General features: G+C 67.0%; 17 protein-coding genes. 7 read left to right on the top strand and 10 right to left on the bottom strand.

Going from position 1 to position 14123, the window contains the following annotated elements; translation table 11 throughout:
* Window positions 1–96 precede the first annotated feature (96 nt).
* The gene (locus tag FMZ75_RS00925; protein WP_108917132.1) at window positions 97–840 is read left to right on the top strand and encodes a 16S rRNA (uracil(1498)-N(3))-methyltransferase; all 744 of its coding nucleotides are present in this window, start codon (window positions 97–99) and stop codon (window positions 838–840) included.
* Window positions 841–1034: 194 nt separating this feature from the next.
* The gene (locus tag FMZ75_RS00930; RefSeq protein WP_166140966.1) at window positions 1035–1343 is read left to right on the top strand and encodes a hypothetical protein; all 309 of its coding nucleotides are present in this window, start codon (window positions 1035–1037) and stop codon (window positions 1341–1343) included.
* Window positions 1344–1383: 40 nt separating this feature from the next.
* Here the strand turns inward: FMZ75_RS00930 and FMZ75_RS00935 are convergent, their stop codons facing one another.
* Window positions 1384–2757 (bottom strand): glutamate--cysteine ligase, encoded by a 1374-nt coding sequence (locus FMZ75_RS00935; RefSeq protein WP_166140967.1) that lies wholly within the window; start codon window positions 2755–2757, stop codon window positions 1384–1386.
* A 310-nt stretch (window positions 2758–3067) separates the two neighbouring features.
* On the opposite strand from FMZ75_RS00935, the gene FMZ75_RS00940 reads away from it, so the two are divergent.
* The gene (locus FMZ75_RS00940; RefSeq protein WP_166140968.1) at window positions 3068–3235 is read left to right on the top strand and encodes a Flp family type IVb pilin; all 168 of its coding nucleotides are present in this window, start codon (window positions 3068–3070) and stop codon (window positions 3233–3235) included.
* A gap of 2 nt (window positions 3236–3237) precedes the next feature.
* On the opposite strand, the gene FMZ75_RS00945 is transcribed toward FMZ75_RS00940, so the two are convergent.
* Window positions 3238–4056, bottom strand: a complete 819-nt coding sequence (locus FMZ75_RS00945; protein ID WP_166140969.1) for a DUF937 domain-containing protein — start codon at window positions 4054–4056, stop codon at window positions 3238–3240.
* A 60-nt stretch (window positions 4057–4116) separates the two neighbouring features.
* On the opposite strand from FMZ75_RS00945, the gene ispH reads away from it, so the two are divergent.
* Genes ispH through rnhA form a run of 3 tightly spaced genes read left to right on the top strand, consistent with a single transcriptional unit; the run spans window position 4117 to window position 6533 of the window.
* Window positions 4117–5088 carry a 4-hydroxy-3-methylbut-2-enyl diphosphate reductase gene (ispH, locus tag FMZ75_RS00950; RefSeq protein WP_166140970.1) on the top strand — a complete coding sequence of 324 codons (972 nt, stop codon included), beginning with the start codon at window positions 4117–4119 and terminating at the stop codon, window positions 5086–5088.
* A gap of 33 nt (window positions 5089–5121) precedes the next feature.
* Window positions 5122–6087, top strand: a complete 966-nt coding sequence (gene thrB / locus FMZ75_RS00955) for a homoserine kinase (RefSeq protein ID WP_142863236.1) — start codon at window positions 5122–5124, stop codon at window positions 6085–6087.
* On the top strand, window positions 6084–6533 hold the full coding sequence (gene rnhA, locus FMZ75_RS00960) for a ribonuclease HI (RefSeq protein ID WP_108917126.1): 450 nt from the start codon (window positions 6084–6086) through the stop codon (window positions 6531–6533). The genes thrB and rnhA overlap by 4 nt, the downstream gene beginning before the upstream one ends.
* 115 nt (window positions 6534–6648) lie before the next feature.
* On the opposite strand, the gene FMZ75_RS00965 is transcribed toward rnhA, so the two are convergent.
* The gene (locus tag FMZ75_RS00965; RefSeq protein ID WP_166140971.1) at window positions 6649–7443 is read right to left on the bottom strand and encodes a protein-disulfide reductase DsbD domain-containing protein; all 795 of its coding nucleotides are present in this window, start codon (window positions 7441–7443) and stop codon (window positions 6649–6651) included.
* A gap of 209 nt (window positions 7444–7652) precedes the next feature.
* On the opposite strand from FMZ75_RS00965, the gene FMZ75_RS00970 reads away from it, so the two are divergent.
* The gene (locus FMZ75_RS00970; protein WP_166140972.1) at window positions 7653–8258 is read left to right on the top strand and encodes a YqgE/AlgH family protein; all 606 of its coding nucleotides are present in this window, start codon (window positions 7653–7655) and stop codon (window positions 8256–8258) included.
* Between the two features lie 74 nt (window positions 8259–8332).
* On the opposite strand, the gene FMZ75_RS00975 is transcribed toward FMZ75_RS00970, so the two are convergent.
* Genes FMZ75_RS00975 through FMZ75_RS01005 form a run of 7 tightly spaced genes read right to left on the bottom strand, consistent with a single transcriptional unit; the run spans window position 8333 to window position 13949 of the window.
* Window positions 8333–9625, bottom strand: a complete 1293-nt coding sequence (locus FMZ75_RS00975) for a glycosyltransferase family 2 protein (RefSeq protein WP_174800234.1) — start codon at window positions 9623–9625, stop codon at window positions 8333–8335.
* Between the two features lie 6 nt (window positions 9626–9631).
* Window positions 9632–10813 carry a glycosyltransferase gene (locus FMZ75_RS00980; protein ID WP_370464654.1) on the bottom strand — a complete coding sequence of 394 codons (1182 nt, stop codon included), beginning with the start codon at window positions 10811–10813 and terminating at the stop codon, window positions 9632–9634.
* Window positions 10810–11607 carry an SDR family oxidoreductase gene (locus tag FMZ75_RS00985; protein ID WP_142863233.1) on the bottom strand — a complete coding sequence of 266 codons (798 nt, stop codon included), beginning with the start codon at window positions 11605–11607 and terminating at the stop codon, window positions 10810–10812. The genes FMZ75_RS00980 and FMZ75_RS00985 overlap by 4 nt, the downstream gene beginning before the upstream one ends.
* Window positions 11604–12023 carry a MaoC family dehydratase gene (locus tag FMZ75_RS00990; protein ID WP_108917122.1) on the bottom strand — a complete coding sequence of 140 codons (420 nt, stop codon included), beginning with the start codon at window positions 12021–12023 and terminating at the stop codon, window positions 11604–11606. The genes FMZ75_RS00985 and FMZ75_RS00990 overlap by 4 nt, the downstream gene beginning before the upstream one ends.
* Window positions 12020–12427, bottom strand: a complete 408-nt coding sequence (locus FMZ75_RS00995) for a hypothetical protein (RefSeq protein ID WP_108917121.1) — start codon at window positions 12425–12427, stop codon at window positions 12020–12022. Before FMZ75_RS00995 ends, FMZ75_RS00990 begins: the two co-directional genes overlap by 4 nt.
* Window positions 12428–13672 (bottom strand): beta-ketoacyl synthase, encoded by a 1245-nt coding sequence (locus FMZ75_RS01000; RefSeq protein WP_166140973.1) that lies wholly within the window; start codon window positions 13670–13672, stop codon window positions 12428–12430.
* A gap of 1 nt (window position 13673) precedes the next feature.
* The gene (locus FMZ75_RS01005) at window positions 13674–13949 is read right to left on the bottom strand and encodes an acyl carrier protein (protein WP_108917152.1); all 276 of its coding nucleotides are present in this window, start codon (window positions 13947–13949) and stop codon (window positions 13674–13676) included.
* Window positions 13950–14123 lie beyond the last annotated feature (174 nt).

Below are 14123 nucleotides of genomic sequence, written 5' to 3' on the forward strand. Positions count from 1 at the left end.
TTAGCAAGAGACTTGCGCCCCTTGCAAGCATCCGGCAGTTTCGCGGATAAAGCGGCGGCTTGATGGCGGCCTGCCTCTCACGCTCCGGGAAAGCTCGTGTCACGTTATGAATTCTCCGCGCAGCGGCTGTTCGTCGCGGCGCGCCTCGAGGCCGGCGCGCGTATCATTCCGGACGCCGACCGGCTCAATTATCTGTTGAATGTGCTGCGTCTGCGCGAGGGCGACGCAATTCTGCTATTCAACGGCCGCGACGGCGAATGGCGCGCGCGCCTCGCGGAAGTGGCGAAGCGCAAAGCGATTCTCGTCGTCGAGGAACGACTGCGCGCGCAGACGGCGAGCGCCGATCTTCATTATTGCTTCGCGCCGCTCAAACATGCGCGTCTCGACTATATGGCCCAAAAGGCCACCGAAATGGGCGTTTCGCGGCTCGCGCCGATCATCACCCGCCGCACCCAGGCGCGCCGCGTCAATCTGGAGCGCCTTTCCGCCAATGTGGCGGAGGCGGCCGAGCAATGCGGCGTGCTGAGCCTGCCGGAGGTGGTCGAGGAGCGCTCTCTCGATGCCTATCTCGCCGCGCGGGAGGCGGAACGGCTGCTGGTCTTCTGCGACGAGGACGCCGAGCTCGCCGATCCGATCGCCGCTCTGCGCGCGGCGCCGGCGCATAGGGGCGTCGACGTTCTGGTCGGCCCGGAGGGGGGCTTCGATCCCGAGGAACGGGAGATGATTCTCGTCGCCCCGCTCGCCACGCGCCTCGCGCTCGGCCCACGCATATTGCGCGCCGACACCGCCGCCGTCGCGGCGCTCGCCATGGTTCAGGCGGTTCTCGGAGATTGGAGTTGACGGCTTTCCGCAGCGACACGATGCTGCCACGATTATTCGACCTTATTGGACCTAAGTGGTCGCCGTCGCGTGACCTCTCGCGTCGAAGCGTGCGAAGTAACGAGTTGGTAAACATCGGGCGGCAACATCGAGGCGCGGCGCAAATCGCCCATTCGGTTGTTGCGATGCGAGACATTTTCGAGGCTGATCTGCGAATGACCGTTTTCACCGCCGAAGCTCGCGGGCTCGACGTCCGCTGGATTGTCGCCTGCCTCTGCCTTTGCGCCGCCATCGGCGCGCCGGCGACGCAGGCGCAGACGACCGGCGCAATTCCCCCCAATGGACGCTGCGCCCGTTTCGGCGAGGGGTTCGTCCCGGTCGCCGGCTCCGACAATTGCGTGCGTCTCGGCGGCCATGTGCGCGCCGGGGGGCTCGGCGGCCCGGTCGGGTCGCAGGATGGAATGCGGCCGATCGGCCATTCCTATGTGCGCGCGCCGGGAGCTGCCGGCCTCTACGCGCGCTGAGCGCCGCCCGCGCGCATAGAGGCGTGGGACGTCGCTCCTATTACAGCAGGCAATCCATGAAGGCCGGCTCGACCGAACGGCCCCATTTTCCGTGATAGGCCTCGAGCCGGCGCTCTGCGAGCGTGCGGCCGCTCTCGGCGATCTCCTCCAGCGGGGCGAGATAGATCGTCTCGTCGCGGCCTTGCGCGTCCAGCTTCGCCCGACGGGCGAGACCGGCGCGCGCCAGCGCCAACATGTCGCGGGCGATCTCGAGCGCGCTGCGGCCTTTGATGCGCGCCGCCAGCGCGAGGCGTGGAACATCGGCGCGCAGCGTCTCCCGTTCCTCGGCGCTCCAGCCCTCGATCAGCGCCAGCGCCCCGTCCAGCGCCGCGCGATCATAGAAGAGCCCGACGAAGAGCGCCGGCAGGGCCGTCATATGCGAGCGCGGCCCGCCGTCGGCGCCGCGCATTTCGAGATAGCGCTTGAGCCGCGCCTCCGGGAAAATGGCGCCCAAATGATTGGCCCAGTCCGACATTGTCGCGCGCTCGCCCGGCAGAGCGGCGAGCTTGCCGTCCAATAGATCGCGGAAGCTCGCGCCGGCGACATTGTGATAGACCTCGCCGCGTTTGACGAAATAGAGCGGCACGTCGAGCGCATAATCCACATAGCGCTCGAAGCCCATGCCGGGCTCGAAGGCGAAGGGCAGCATTCCGGTGCGGTCGGCGTCGGTGTCGCGCCAGATCTGCGAGCGCTGCGACAAAAAGCCGGTCGGCTCGCCGTCGATGAAGGGCGAATTGGCGAAGAGCGCGGTGACGATCGGCTGCAGCGCCAGGCCGACGCGCAGCTTGTCGACCATGTCCTTCTCGGAGGTGTAGTCGAGATTGACCTGGATGGTCGCTGTGCGGAACATCATGTCGAGGCCGAGCGCGCCGACCTTCGGCATATAGGCGGCCATGATTCCGTAGCGCTGCTTCGGCATTGCGGGCGTCTCGGCGCGCCGCCATTTGGGGCTCGCGCCGAGATCGAGAAAGGAGATTCCGAAACGGCGCGCCACCGGCTCCAGAGCCGCGAAATGAGCGTCGAGCTCGTCCTTTACGCCATGGACCGTGGGCAAAGGCGCGCCGGAGAGCTCGAATTGGCCGCCCGGCTCCAGCGAAACGGCCCCTTGGCCATGCGGGTCGTAGAGGCCGATGATCGCCTCGCGATCGGTGATCGGCTCCCAGCCGAGCGCCTCCCCCAATCCTTCGAGCAAATCCTTTATGCCGCCGGCCGGCGACGTATAGGGCACAGGCGCGCGGCTCTCGCCGAAAAACGGGATTTTCTCATGTTCCGTCCCGACATTGAGATCGTCGGGCGTCTTGATTCCGGCCTCGAACCACTCCACGAGCGCATTGCGCGACGTGATCGGCGTCGTATCGTTTACGTCGCGAGCCATCAGCAACTTTCAGTGAGGACCGGCGCAGCGGTCCATATAGGTCGACTTCCCTTCCGGCGAGCGCGAAAGGGCGGGCGCGAACGACAGCGCTTCCGGCTCGGCGCCGAAGCAATATGCGTTCCGGCTGCTGCATTGGCGGAAAAGCCGCCGGCGCGCAAGACCGCCCCGCCGCGCGCGGCGCCGGGGCGGCGGCTGGCTTAACGCTTTCGAGACGAATTAAGCTTATGTTTCTGTTACCGAGAAGGCCGCGTTTTCGTCCTATGAGGCGCGACGCCCGCCACTCGGCCAGACCGCTCGAGGAATTTGATCCATGCCGAATTGCCTGCGCCGATTTCTGTCGGACGAGAGCGGAGCGACGACCCTCGAATATGCGATGATCGGCTTCTTCCTCTCGATCGTGATCCTGGCGGCGACGCGCATCATCGGCGCCAAGCTCTCGGCTGCCTATTATCTCCCCGTCGCCAATAATCTGACCTGAGGTCAGCCTCTCGCCGAGGTGAAAATCCGTCCCAGCAATTCGTCGAGATCGGGCCGCCGCTCGGCGTCGGCCGGGGCCGTGAGCGTCTTGCGGATATGATCCAGCGCCTCTTGGAGCGCATCGGCCGGCGGGGCCGTCCGCGGCTGCGGCGCCGGCTTGGTCCCGAACACACTCGCGAATAGCCCGGCCAGCCAGCCGCCCTTCGGCGCCGGCGCCGGCGGCTCCGTCGGCTGATCCAAGACGGCGGCGACGCCTTGGCGCTCCAGCGTCGAGCCGAGCCCGCCGGCGGCGATCGAGACGAGAACCGGCAGCAGGCGTTGCAGCACGTCGGCGCGCAGGCCGCTCTCGCGGGCCGCCAATTGCGAGACCTCGCCGGCGGCTGCGGCCGAGCCGAAGAGATGCGCGACAATGGCGTCGCCGCCGTCGAGGCTGGCCTGCGAATGGGCCTCCTCGGCATTCTCGAAAGCGGCGCGATGGGCGGCGTCATTGGCGGCGTCGAGGAGGGGGCGCAGGGAATCGGGCCGCTCGGCGGCCTTGCTCAGCGCCGCGACCAGCGCCGGCAGCAGCGAATCGACGGCGGCGCGCGTCTGCCAGGACGCGAGACCGAAGCGGTCCGAGAGATTTTCGATGATCTGGCCGCCTTGAGCGGACTGTATTATATCGACGATATTCGACATATTCGCCCCCGTCCCCTCATAGACCGCGAGATGGGCCGCGAGACACTCCGGCATCGGCGCGGGCCAGTCTTCGTCGATGGCTGTGTAGCAGATTTTCGGGCAGGCGGCGAGGGAGCGGGCGCTCGGCTTGACAGCTATCCCCATGCGGGACATCACAGCGCGGCGCGCTTCGGCCGCCCCCTTTCGATCAAGAGGCGCTAGAGGATGAATATTCAGCATCGCCCGTCGCCGAAGCCGCCGTTGAAGATTCTTCTGTGCTCGCCGCGGGGCTTTTGCGCCGGCGTCGTGCGGGCGATCGACGCGGTGGAGCGGGCGCTCGCCAAATTCGGCCCGCCCGTCTATGTGCGGCACGAGATCGTCCATAATCGCTATGTGGTCGAGGCGCTGAAGGCAAAAGGCGCGATCTTCGTCGAGGAGCTGGAGGAGGTGCCGGACACGACGGCGCCGGTGATTTTCTCCGCCCATGGCGTCGCCAAATCTGTTTCCGCCGAGGCCGCCGCGCGCAATCTTCTGGCGATCGACGCCACCTGCCCGCTGGTGACCAAGGTGCATCGCGAGGCGGAGATTCATCACAAGCGCGGGCGCAAAGTGCTGCTCGTCGGCCATTCCGGCCACCCGGAAGTGGTCGGCACCATGGGCCAGCTGCCGCCGGGCGCGGTGGTGCTGGTCGAATCGGTCCAGGCGGTCGAAGAGCTGCGGCTCGAGGATGTGGCCGATCTCGCCTATGTGACGCAGACCACTCTGTCGCTCGACGATTCGCAGGAGATCGTCAGCGCGCTGACGCGGCGCTTCCCGCAGATCGTCGGTCCCCATAAGGAGGACATCTGCTATGCGACCACCAATCGCCAGGCGGCGGTGAAGCAAGTGGCCCCGCAGGTCGATGCGGTGCTCGTCGTCGGCTCGCCCAATTCCTCCAATTCGCAGCGCCTGCGCGAGGTGGCGGAGCGGTCCGGCGCGCCGGCGCAGCTGGTCCAGGGCCGCAGCGAGATCGATTGGAGCATGTTCGCCGGCATTGCTTCGCTCGGCATCAGCGCCGGGGCCTCGGCGCCGGAGGTGCTGGTCGAGGAGATCATGGAGGCTTTCGCCGAGCGCTATGAGATTTCCGTCGAGACCGTGTCCGCCGCGCTGGAAGACGTCGCCTTCCCGCTCCCCAAGGAGCTGCGCGCGCTCGCCTGACGCGCCTCGCTTTTCTCCAACCGCGCGGAACTCATGGCCGTCTACACAGATGTCGACGACGAGGAGCTGATCGCCTTTCTCGCAGGCTATGACCTCGGCGCGCTCTTGTCCTGCAAGGGCATCGCCGAAGGGGTCGAGAACTCCAATTATTATCTGCATACGAGCGCCGGCAGCTTCATCCTCACCCTCTATGAGAAGCGCGTCGCCGAGGCCGATCTGCCCTTTTTCCTGGGGCTGATGGAGCATCTCTCCGCCAAAGGCCTCGGCTGCCCGCAGCCGGTGCGCGACCGCGCTGGCGCGGCGCTCGGGCGGCTCGCCGGGCGGCCGGCGGCGATCGTCACCTTTCTCGACGGCTATTCCGTCCATCATCCAGAGCCCGCCCATTGCGCGCGGCTCGGCGAGGCGCTGGCGCAATTGCATCTCGCCGGCGCCGATTTCCCGCTGCGCCGCGCCAACGCTTTGTCGGTCGGCGGCTGGCGGCCGCTCTATGCGCCTTTCGCCGCGAGGGCGGGCGAGGTGGCGGAGGATTTGGGCGCGATCGTCGCCGCGGAGCTGGAGACGCTCGAGCGCGATTGGCCCAGCGGCCTGCCGGAGGGCGTCATCCACGCCGATCTCTTCCCGGACAATGTGTTCTTCCTCGGCGATCGCGTCTCCGGCCTCATCGATTTCTATTTCGCCTGCGTCGATTCGCTGGCCTATGATCTCGCCATCTGCCTCAACGCCTGGTGCTTCGACGCCGCCGGAAGCTATGACGCCGAAAAGGGCGCCGCGCTGCTGGAGTCTTACGCGCGCGCGCGTCCGCTGACGGCGGCGGAGGCGGACGCCTTTCCGCTGCTCGCGCGCGGCGCGGCGCTGCGCTTTCTGCTGACGCGCTTCGTCGATTGGCTGAATGTGCCTCGAGGCGCGCTGGTGCGGCCCAAGGACCCGCGCGAATATCTCGCGCGCCTGCGTTTCCACAGGACCATACGCTCCGCGCGCGATTATGGTCTGCGCGCATGAGCGGACGCGTCGCCATTTGGACGGATGGAGCCTGCTCCGGCAATCCCGGCCCGGGCGGCTGGGGCGCCATATTGCGCTTCGGCGAGCGCGAGAAGGAGATTTGCGGCGGCGAGACGGGGACCACCAATAATCGCATGGAGCTCACCGCCGCGATCGAGGCGCTGGAGGCGCTGACGCGGCCCTGCCATGTCGATCTCCACACCGATTCCCAATATGTGCGCGACGGCATCACCTCCTGGCTGAAGGGCTGGAAGGCGCGCGGCTGGAAGACGGCGGACCGCAAGCCGGTGAAAAACATGGACCTCTGGACGCGGCTCGACGCCGCCGCCGAGCGTCACGCTGTCGCCTGGCATTGGGTGCGCGGCCATGCCGGCGACGAGATGAACGAGCGCGCCGACGCGCTCGCCCGCAAAGGCATGGCGCCCTTTCAGTCGAAAGCGCGCTGAATGCGGCCGGCGCCCCTTGCCGAATGAGACTCTAAATACCAAATCAATTCGGGCAGAGCTCTTCTTCTACTCAGGGGCGCAGCAGAGGCTGCGCCCCTAATTTTTTGCGCGAGGCTCAGTCCAGCGTCAGCGGCAGCTCCACTCCGCCTTTTTCCGTTCGGACCGTCGCGCGGGCGGCGATGGCGCCCTCCAGCTTTCCTTCGCCGAGCTTCAGCGCGAAGCCGCCCTCTCCATCGGCGACGCTGTCGATGATGAAGGGCTCCGGCGCCTCGATGAAGACATCCGCCGCTTTCCCCGGCCCGAGATAGCGCAGCGTCCATGCGCCGGCGCCGGCGCGCGCGACCGCGACGAATTTCCCGGCCTCGCTCGCGGCGATCCGGCGCGGCACCAAAATCTCCGCCGCCGCCAGCGTCTCCGCGAAGGGGGAGGAGCCCGTTGTCGGCGGAGCGAGGGAGAGCTTCGCTTTGACCGGCAGGCAGATTTGCGCGCAGGCGGCGTAATCCAGCGCGAGCTTCACCACCACGCGCTCGCCCGCCTTCCCGGGCGTCACCCGCAATGGGAAGATCAGGCTCTCGTCATAGCCGGCGACCGTCATGCCGGCCTCAGCGATATGTTTGGGCGCGGGATAGAGCGTCTCCACGGCGGCGACATTCTCCGACCCCGAGAAATCGAGAACGGGCGGCGCGCCGGCGTCGCCGGGACTGCGCCAATAGGTGACGGTCCCCGGATCGAGCGTGATCTCGAGGCCGAGGCGATAGACGCCGCCATCGGGCGCGCCGGCCGAGAGAAGGCGCGCGCCCGAATGGGCGCCGCGGGCGACGGGCGATGCGAAGTCCTGGTCCTGCGCGGCCGCGGGCGCGGCGAGAAGAGCGAGGGCGAGCGCCGCCGCCGTGGAATTTCGAATGGGCATCAGGAGTCCTCGGGGCGCCCCCGCGCCGGTTTTCGCTACGTAGAAGGGCGCTTGTTATGCGTTGGCGCCGCGCGTAGTATGACCCTATGAGCCCGGTCGGCAAGAAACAAGGCCTCGAGAGAGCGGCCGTCCGCGCAGCCCGGCGGTCGGCGGGGTCGCGCGTCGCCGGCTCTTCCGCCCCGATCATCCGCCCCGAGGCGGGCCCGGAGATGGGCGCTGGCTCCAAATCCTCCGGCAGGCGCTATCTCGACGGGCAGATGCTGGTGGCGATGCCCGGCATGGTCGATCAGCGCTTCGCCCGCTCGGTCGTCTATCTCTGCGCCCATTCGGAAGACGGCGCCATGGGCATTGTCGTCAATCAGCCTTCGCAGGTCCGCAATTTCCCCGATCTTCTGGTGCAGTTGCAGATCATCGCGCCGCAGGAGCGCATCAGCCTGCCCAAGGAGACCGAGACCATTCAAGTGCTGCAAGGCGGGCCGGTGCAGACCGACCGCGGCTTCGTGCTGCACTCCTCGGATTTCTTCATCGACAATTCGACGCTGCCGATCGACGATGGCGTGTCCTTGACCGCCACGATCGACATTCTGCGCGCCATCGCCTCTGGCGAGGGGCCTAATCAGGCGCTGCTGGCGCTGGGCTACGCCGGCTGGGACCCCGGCCAGCTCGAGAATGAGATCCAGCACAATGGCTGGCTCAACTGCCCGGCCGATCCTTCCATTTTGTTCGACTCCGATCTCGAGTCGAAATATGCGCGCGCTCTGGGCCTCATCGGCATCGATCTGGCGCGGCTGTCGTCCGCCGCGGGACATGCGTGAAATTTAGCGAATAGTGAATAGCGAATAGCGAATAGTAAGATATTCTACTCGCTACTCGCGCTACTCGCTCCATCTCACTCCGCCTCTTGAATCGTCGCCGCGCCCACTTCCGTCTTCGGCGTGCGCTTGAAGGTGGATTTGCGGCCGCGCATCGTTTGAAGAATCTTCGCGCCATTGGAGAAGGCGAGATAGATCATCAGCGGCGGCACCGAGACCATCGTCTTCACATAATCGTTCAGCGAGCCGCGCTTCAGCGCCAGATATGGCAGAAGCGTGAAGCCGAGCACGACGACCAGCGTCTCGAGGAAGATGAACTCCAGCACCGGCAGATAGGGCGCCAGAGAGCCGCGCAGGATCACGCCGAGCAGCAGGCAGATGAGGCCGATCGCCGCCGTCGGGAAGAATATCTGATGCACGATCAGCACGATGGCGGCGACGCGGCGGGTCAATGACCAGGGCGCGTTCCACAGCGGCAGAACGGTCTTCTGCGCCACTTGCACGAAGCCGTTGGACCAGCGGCGCTGCTGGCGGCGATAGTCGCGCAGGCCTTCCGGCACTTGGCCGGGAATGGGCGGCTCGGAAACGAAGATGCCATGCCATCCGCCGAGCGCCGCGCGCACGGTGAGGTCCAAATCTTCGCAGAGCGAGTAATCGGACCAGCCGCCGACGGCCTCGATCGTCTGGCGGCGCCAGATGCCGCCGGTGCCGTTGAATTGGAACAGCCAGCCGGCGAGCGCGCGCGTGCGCTGCTCGACGAGGAAATGGCCGTCCTGCACGAGACCTTGCGCGCGCGTCAGCCAATTCTTGCGATAATTGGAGAATTCGCAGCGCGATTGCACGAAGCCGGCGCGATCGTCCTTCACCAGCAGCGGCACGGTGCGGCGCAGCCAATCGGCCGGCGGGCGGAAATCGGCGTCCAGCATGGCGATATAGGGCGCGTCGAAGAGCTTCAGCCCCTCGGCGCAGGCGCCGGCCTTGAAGCCGGAGCGATCGGCGCGGCGCACATGATGAATGTCGACGCCCTTGGCGCGCAATTCGATCGCCACGGCCTCGGCGCGCTGCGGCGTCTCGTCGGTCGAATCGTCGAGCAGCTGAATATGCAGCCGGTCCCTGGGCCAATCGAGCTCGGCGACGCAGCGCAGCGCCTGCTCCGTCACCTCGGCTTCGTTGAAGACGGGGATTTGCAGCAGCACATGCGGCAGCTCATCCTCGGGCAAAGCGACGGCCTCGGGATCGCGTGCGCCGCGCAATTGATCGAAGAGGAAGCGGGCGATGATGGCGACGAAGCCCGCGCCGATCGAAATCATGATCAGCGCCGCGGCGAGCCAGACGCTATCGACGAGAAATTGCAGAAGAGCGAGGATCAAGCGGTTTTATCCTTCTTCCTTCGCGACCTGCGGCTCCATTTCGGCGGCCGTCTCGCCGCAGGAGCGCGTGTCGATCGTCGTCTTGGCCCAGACGACCTTGGTGGCCGTCCAGGCGTGCAGCCACACGGCGAACATCAACGCCTCGCGCGCCAGGAAAATCGCCGGCGCCGCCCAGGTTACTTTCCATCCCTTGGCGAAGGAAAGCAGCGTCTCCGAGCTTAGCCACAAACAAAAAGTGACGGTCAAGGCCGTCGTGGGGGCGACGCCGACGAGCGGGGAGCCGATCGCCGCCGCCGCGAAGGCGGGCAGCGCCTGGCAGAAGGGCTCCGCCAGGAAGGAGAGAATCTCGTCGTCGCGGCGCACCACGCTCCAGCGCAATTGCCGATTGTAGACGTCGCGGAGATCGCGCTCGCCCAATTCCTGGCGCACCAGCCGATGCGAGAAGACGGTGCGGAGCTTGATGCGGCCGAGCGCCTTGGCGGTGGCGTTGTCCTCGCCGACCGTATGGGCGATCGCGGCGAAGCCGCCGGCGCGCAAAAAGTCGCTGCGGCGAAACAGCATGATCTTGCCGACGCCGAAGCCGCCGCCGAGCGCGGAGGCGGCGAACAACATGCGCTGATGCGGCCCGTTCATGATCGCCGCCTCGACGAGGGCGCCGAAATTCTCCGGCCGCGCGGCATAGGGGATCGCGCAGACCATGCCGACGCCGGGCTTCAAATGGCGCATCGTCTCGGAAAGGTCGTCCGGCTCCAGCACGATGTTGGAGTCCTTCATGAAGATCACATCGTTGCGCGCCGCGTTGAAGGGCGCGAAGAGATTGTCGACCTTGGGACTCGCGGCGAAACGCGCCGTGGAGTGGAGAATGCGCGACTCGATCTGTGGATGGCGCGCGAAAATGTCGCGCATCGCCGCAATGGCGGGCGACTCCGCCTCCGTCGCCGAGGCCAGCGCCTCCAATTGTGGATAAGTCTGCGCGAGAGCGGATTCTTGAGCGCGCTCGAAGCCCTGGTCCAGCATTTTCACCGGCAGGACCAGGGAGACGGGCGGCTGCTCCCGGCTGCTCCCGCGCATGGCGACGAGCCAGGGATGAATGAGCGCCGCCGTCACCGAGAGGAGCAGCAGCAAGGCGGAGCAGGCCCAGAATACAGCCGACAGAACGACGAGCGAATACAGGATGCTGTCGATCACGGCGTCTCCCGTTCGTGGGTCTGAGGCACAGCCACTTCGAAGAGCCGCATGGCCGAATCGACGGCGCGGGGCGGCAGCATCGCAAACAGCTTCATCGCATAATAGACGAAGAGCGGAAAGGCGATCACCGCGGCGCGCTTGTCGAGGCCACGCATGATGATCTCTGCCGCCTTCTCGTCGCTCACCTTTCCGGCCTGCCACGCGCGCAGCTTGTCGGTCATCGGCGTCGCCACGAAGCCGGGGACGATCAGGCTCACATGCACGCCATGCGGGGCGAGGGCGCCGCGCAGCGAATCGGCATAGAGATGAACCGCCGCCTTGCTGGCGCAATAGGCCGGCGAATAGGGCAGGCCGCGCAGCCCCGCCATGGAGCCGACGACGGCGATCTGGCCGCGCTTTCGCGCCGTCATCGCCTCTATGGCCGGCTCCACCGTGTTGAACACGCCGAGCACATTGATGGACAGCGTGCCGCGCACGGCCTCCGGGTCCTCGGCGATCTGGCCCGGCGAAAGGCCGGTGGAGATTCCGGCGTTGGCGATGACGAGATCGAGCGGGTCGCGCGCGTCCGCCTCGGCGATGCGCGCCGCCATGCCGGGCCGATCGCGCACATCGGCGATCGTGACCTCCGCCTCGGCGCCCTTGGCGCGGCAGTCGGCCGCGACCGCCTCCAGCCGCGCGGCGTCGCGGCCGAAGAGGGCGAGGTTGCGCCCCTCCTGCGCATAGCGCAGCGCCAGCGCGCGGCCGATGCCGCTCGACGCGCCGGTGACGAGAATGCGTCTCGCCCCGCGCTTCACGGGCGGAACTTTCGCGGCGCCGTCATCAGCGCCTCGCCGACGAGCGCCGGCGCGCGTGTCGCGCCATAGGCCAGAAGTCGCAAGAAAACGCCCTCCTCGGGGGATGATCGCAGCACGCGGCCCGACAATGTGACCTCTTCGCCGCGCAGCACCGGCTGCACGAATTTGGCGGAGAGCCGCGCCAGAAACAAATCGCGCCGCCAGGCGCAGAGCAGCGGCTCGAAGGCCGCGAGAAGCTTCATGCCATGGACGGGCGGCGCGGGGAAGCCGATGGCGTGGGCGAGATCATCGTCGAGATGCAGCGGATTGGCGTCGCCGGAGGCAGCCGCATAGGCTTGGAGCGCGGCGGCGTCGAAGGGGCCGATCCGCCAGTCGGGCGTTCGTTCGCCGATCGCGGGCAGGCGCGCGCCGCTCACGCGAGGCACGCGGGGCGCGGCACGATGCGCAAAAGCGTCTCGGCGTGCAGGCGCGGCTCGCCGCCGATCGTCGTGACGCTGGCGTTGACGGAAAGACGCGGCGGCTCCGCCTCCTGGCGGACGGAGACGGTCAAGGCGTAGCTCTCGTCGACGCGCAGCGGAGCGAAATAATGGAAGCTCTGCGACTCGTGCACGGGAACGACATCGGCGTCGCCGAGACGCGCGCGGATCGCCGAGTCGATCTCGGGCGCCGCCATCCACACCGCCGGAAAAGCGACGGGCACGATCTTCTCCAGCGTATCGGGGAACCCGGTCTCGCGGCGATAGCGCATCACGCGCTCTTCATCCGCGCAGACGGGCAGCGGGCCGATCCGCGTCTCGCCGCTCTCGGGCGCGCCGGCCATCTAGGCCTCCCCCGCGAGCGCGCGCACGATCAGCACGGCGTTGATCCCGCCGAAGGCGAAGGAATTTGACATGGCTGTGCGAATCTCGACGCGGCGCGCCTCATTGGGCACGGCGTCGATCGGGCAGCGCGGATCGAAATCGAGGAAATTGATCGTCGGCGGCGCGATCTGCTCCTGCAGAGCGCGGATCGTCAGGGCGAGCTCGAGGCCCGCGCTGGCGCCCAGCGCATGGCCGTGGATCGGCTTGGTCGAGGAGACCGGCAGACGTCCCGCTCGCTCGCCGAACACGCGGCCGATGGCGGCCGCCTCGGTGATGTCGTTCGCATGGGTCGCTGTGCCATGGGCGTTGAGATAGTCGATCGCCTCCGGGCCGAGGCCGGCGTCGGCGAGGGCGGCCTCCATCGCGCCGGTCATTCCCTCAATGTCGGGGCGCACGAAATCCTTGGCGTCGCTCGTCGTGCCATAGCCGGCGAGCTCGCAGAGCGACGCATGGCCGCGCTTTTGCGCCGATTCCAGCGTCTCCAGCACGAAGACCGCGGCGCCTTCGCCGAGCGTCATGCCGTTGCGGCCGGTGGAGAAGGGACGGCAGAAATCCGGCGTCATCACGCGCAGCCCTTCCCAGGCGCGAATGGTGCCGTTGATGACGCAGGCCTCGGCCCCGCCGACGATGGCGCGGTCCATGAGGCCGAAGCGGATCATCTGCGCGGCGAGCCCCACCGCCTGGCTCGCCGAGGAGCAGGCGCTGCCGAGCGCGAATGTGGGGCCATGGGCCGAATAGCGCATTCCGAGCGTCGTCGGCGCGGCGCTCGGAATGAGGCGCGGCACGCTGAACGGATCGGGGCGGATGCGCTCCTGATAGTAATGGCGCAAGCCATGGTCGATCGTCGTCATCCCGCCGATGCCGGAGCCGATGATGACGCCGACGCGCGGGCCGGAGAGCTCCTCGCGCGCGAAGCCGGCCTGGGCGACGGCTTCGTCGGAGGCGACCAGCGTGAATTGCGTGAACGGATCGCAGAAGGTCAGAAGCGCCTTCTCGAGATATTTCGACGGGTCGAAATCCGGAACCTGCGCGGCGATTTTTATGCGGCCGTCATAAGGATATTCGGTCACCAGGGGGCGGACCTGCGACACTCCGTCTCTGGCCGCCGTCCACAGCGCCGCGGTTCCGACGCCGGCCGCCGAGACCGTCCCCATTCCCGAAATAACGACCCGACGCTCGCCGACGCCTGCGGACGAAGCGGCCATATTATTGGTTCTCTCGCTCTTTCAGCACATATTCCGCGATGGCGTCGATGAGGCCCTCGACATTCTTGGCGTCCTGCAATGCGCCATCCATCGGGATATAGACGTTGAATTTTTCCTCGAGCGCCGTGAGAATCATGACGATATCGACCGATTTGAGGCCGAGGCTCTCGATCGTCGCATCGGGCGTGACCTTGGTCCGGTCGATCATGCCCTCCTTGGCGATGACCTCGACGATCTCTTCGACGAGCTTGGCCTTATCCTGCGGATCTTCAGCCACGTCCACCTCCGTTCAGGGTCCAATCAGCCAGTCGGGCCGCCCCCCGGGGGGCGGGCGGCGCTCCGGTTCTCGTTAAGGCGCCCGGAAGCGAAAATAAAGCCCGGCGCGGGCGAAGGCTGCGGATATGGGTGGCGGCGCGCGGCGCTTCATGCAAGAAGACGCCCGCAACCCCGT

The organism is Methylosinus sp. RM1 (assembly GCF_011378635.1).
Classification (GTDB): Bacteria; Pseudomonadota; Alphaproteobacteria; order Rhizobiales; family Beijerinckiaceae; genus Methylosinus; species Methylosinus sporium.

Bases quoted from the DNA above. Each gene is read 5' to 3' on its own strand.
- FMZ75_RS00930 (WP_166140966.1), top strand. From the start codon at position 1,035: ATGACCGTTTTCACCGCCGAAGCTCGCGGGCTCGACGTCCGCTGGATT.
- FMZ75_RS00935 (WP_166140967.1), bottom strand. From the start codon at position 2,757: ATGGCTCGCGACGTAAACGATACGACGCCGATCACGTCGCGCAATGCG.
- FMZ75_RS00940 (WP_166140968.1), top strand. From the start codon at position 3,068: ATGCCGAATTGCCTGCGCCGATTTCTGTCGGACGAGAGCGGAGCGACG.
- FMZ75_RS00945 (WP_166140969.1), bottom strand. From the start codon at position 4,056: ATGGGGATAGCTGTCAAGCCGAGCGCCCGCTCCCTCGCCGCCTGCCCG.
- ispH (WP_166140970.1), top strand. From the start codon at position 4,117: ATGAATATTCAGCATCGCCCGTCGCCGAAGCCGCCGTTGAAGATTCTT.
- thrB (WP_142863236.1), top strand. From the start codon at position 5,122: ATGGCCGTCTACACAGATGTCGACGACGAGGAGCTGATCGCCTTTCTC.
- rnhA (WP_108917126.1), top strand. From the start codon at position 6,084: ATGAGCGGACGCGTCGCCATTTGGACGGATGGAGCCTGCTCCGGCAAT.
- FMZ75_RS00965 (WP_166140971.1), bottom strand. From the start codon at position 7,443: ATGCCCATTCGAAATTCCACGGCGGCGGCGCTCGCCCTCGCTCTTCTC.
- FMZ75_RS00970 (WP_166140972.1), top strand. From the start codon at position 7,653: ATGGGCGCTGGCTCCAAATCCTCCGGCAGGCGCTATCTCGACGGGCAG.
- FMZ75_RS00995 (WP_108917121.1), bottom strand. From the start codon at position 12,427: ATGGCCGGCGCGCCCGAGAGCGGCGAGACGCGGATCGGCCCGCTGCCC.
- FMZ75_RS01000 (WP_166140973.1), bottom strand. From the start codon at position 13,672: ATGGCCGCTTCGTCCGCAGGCGTCGGCGAGCGTCGGGTCGTTATTTCG.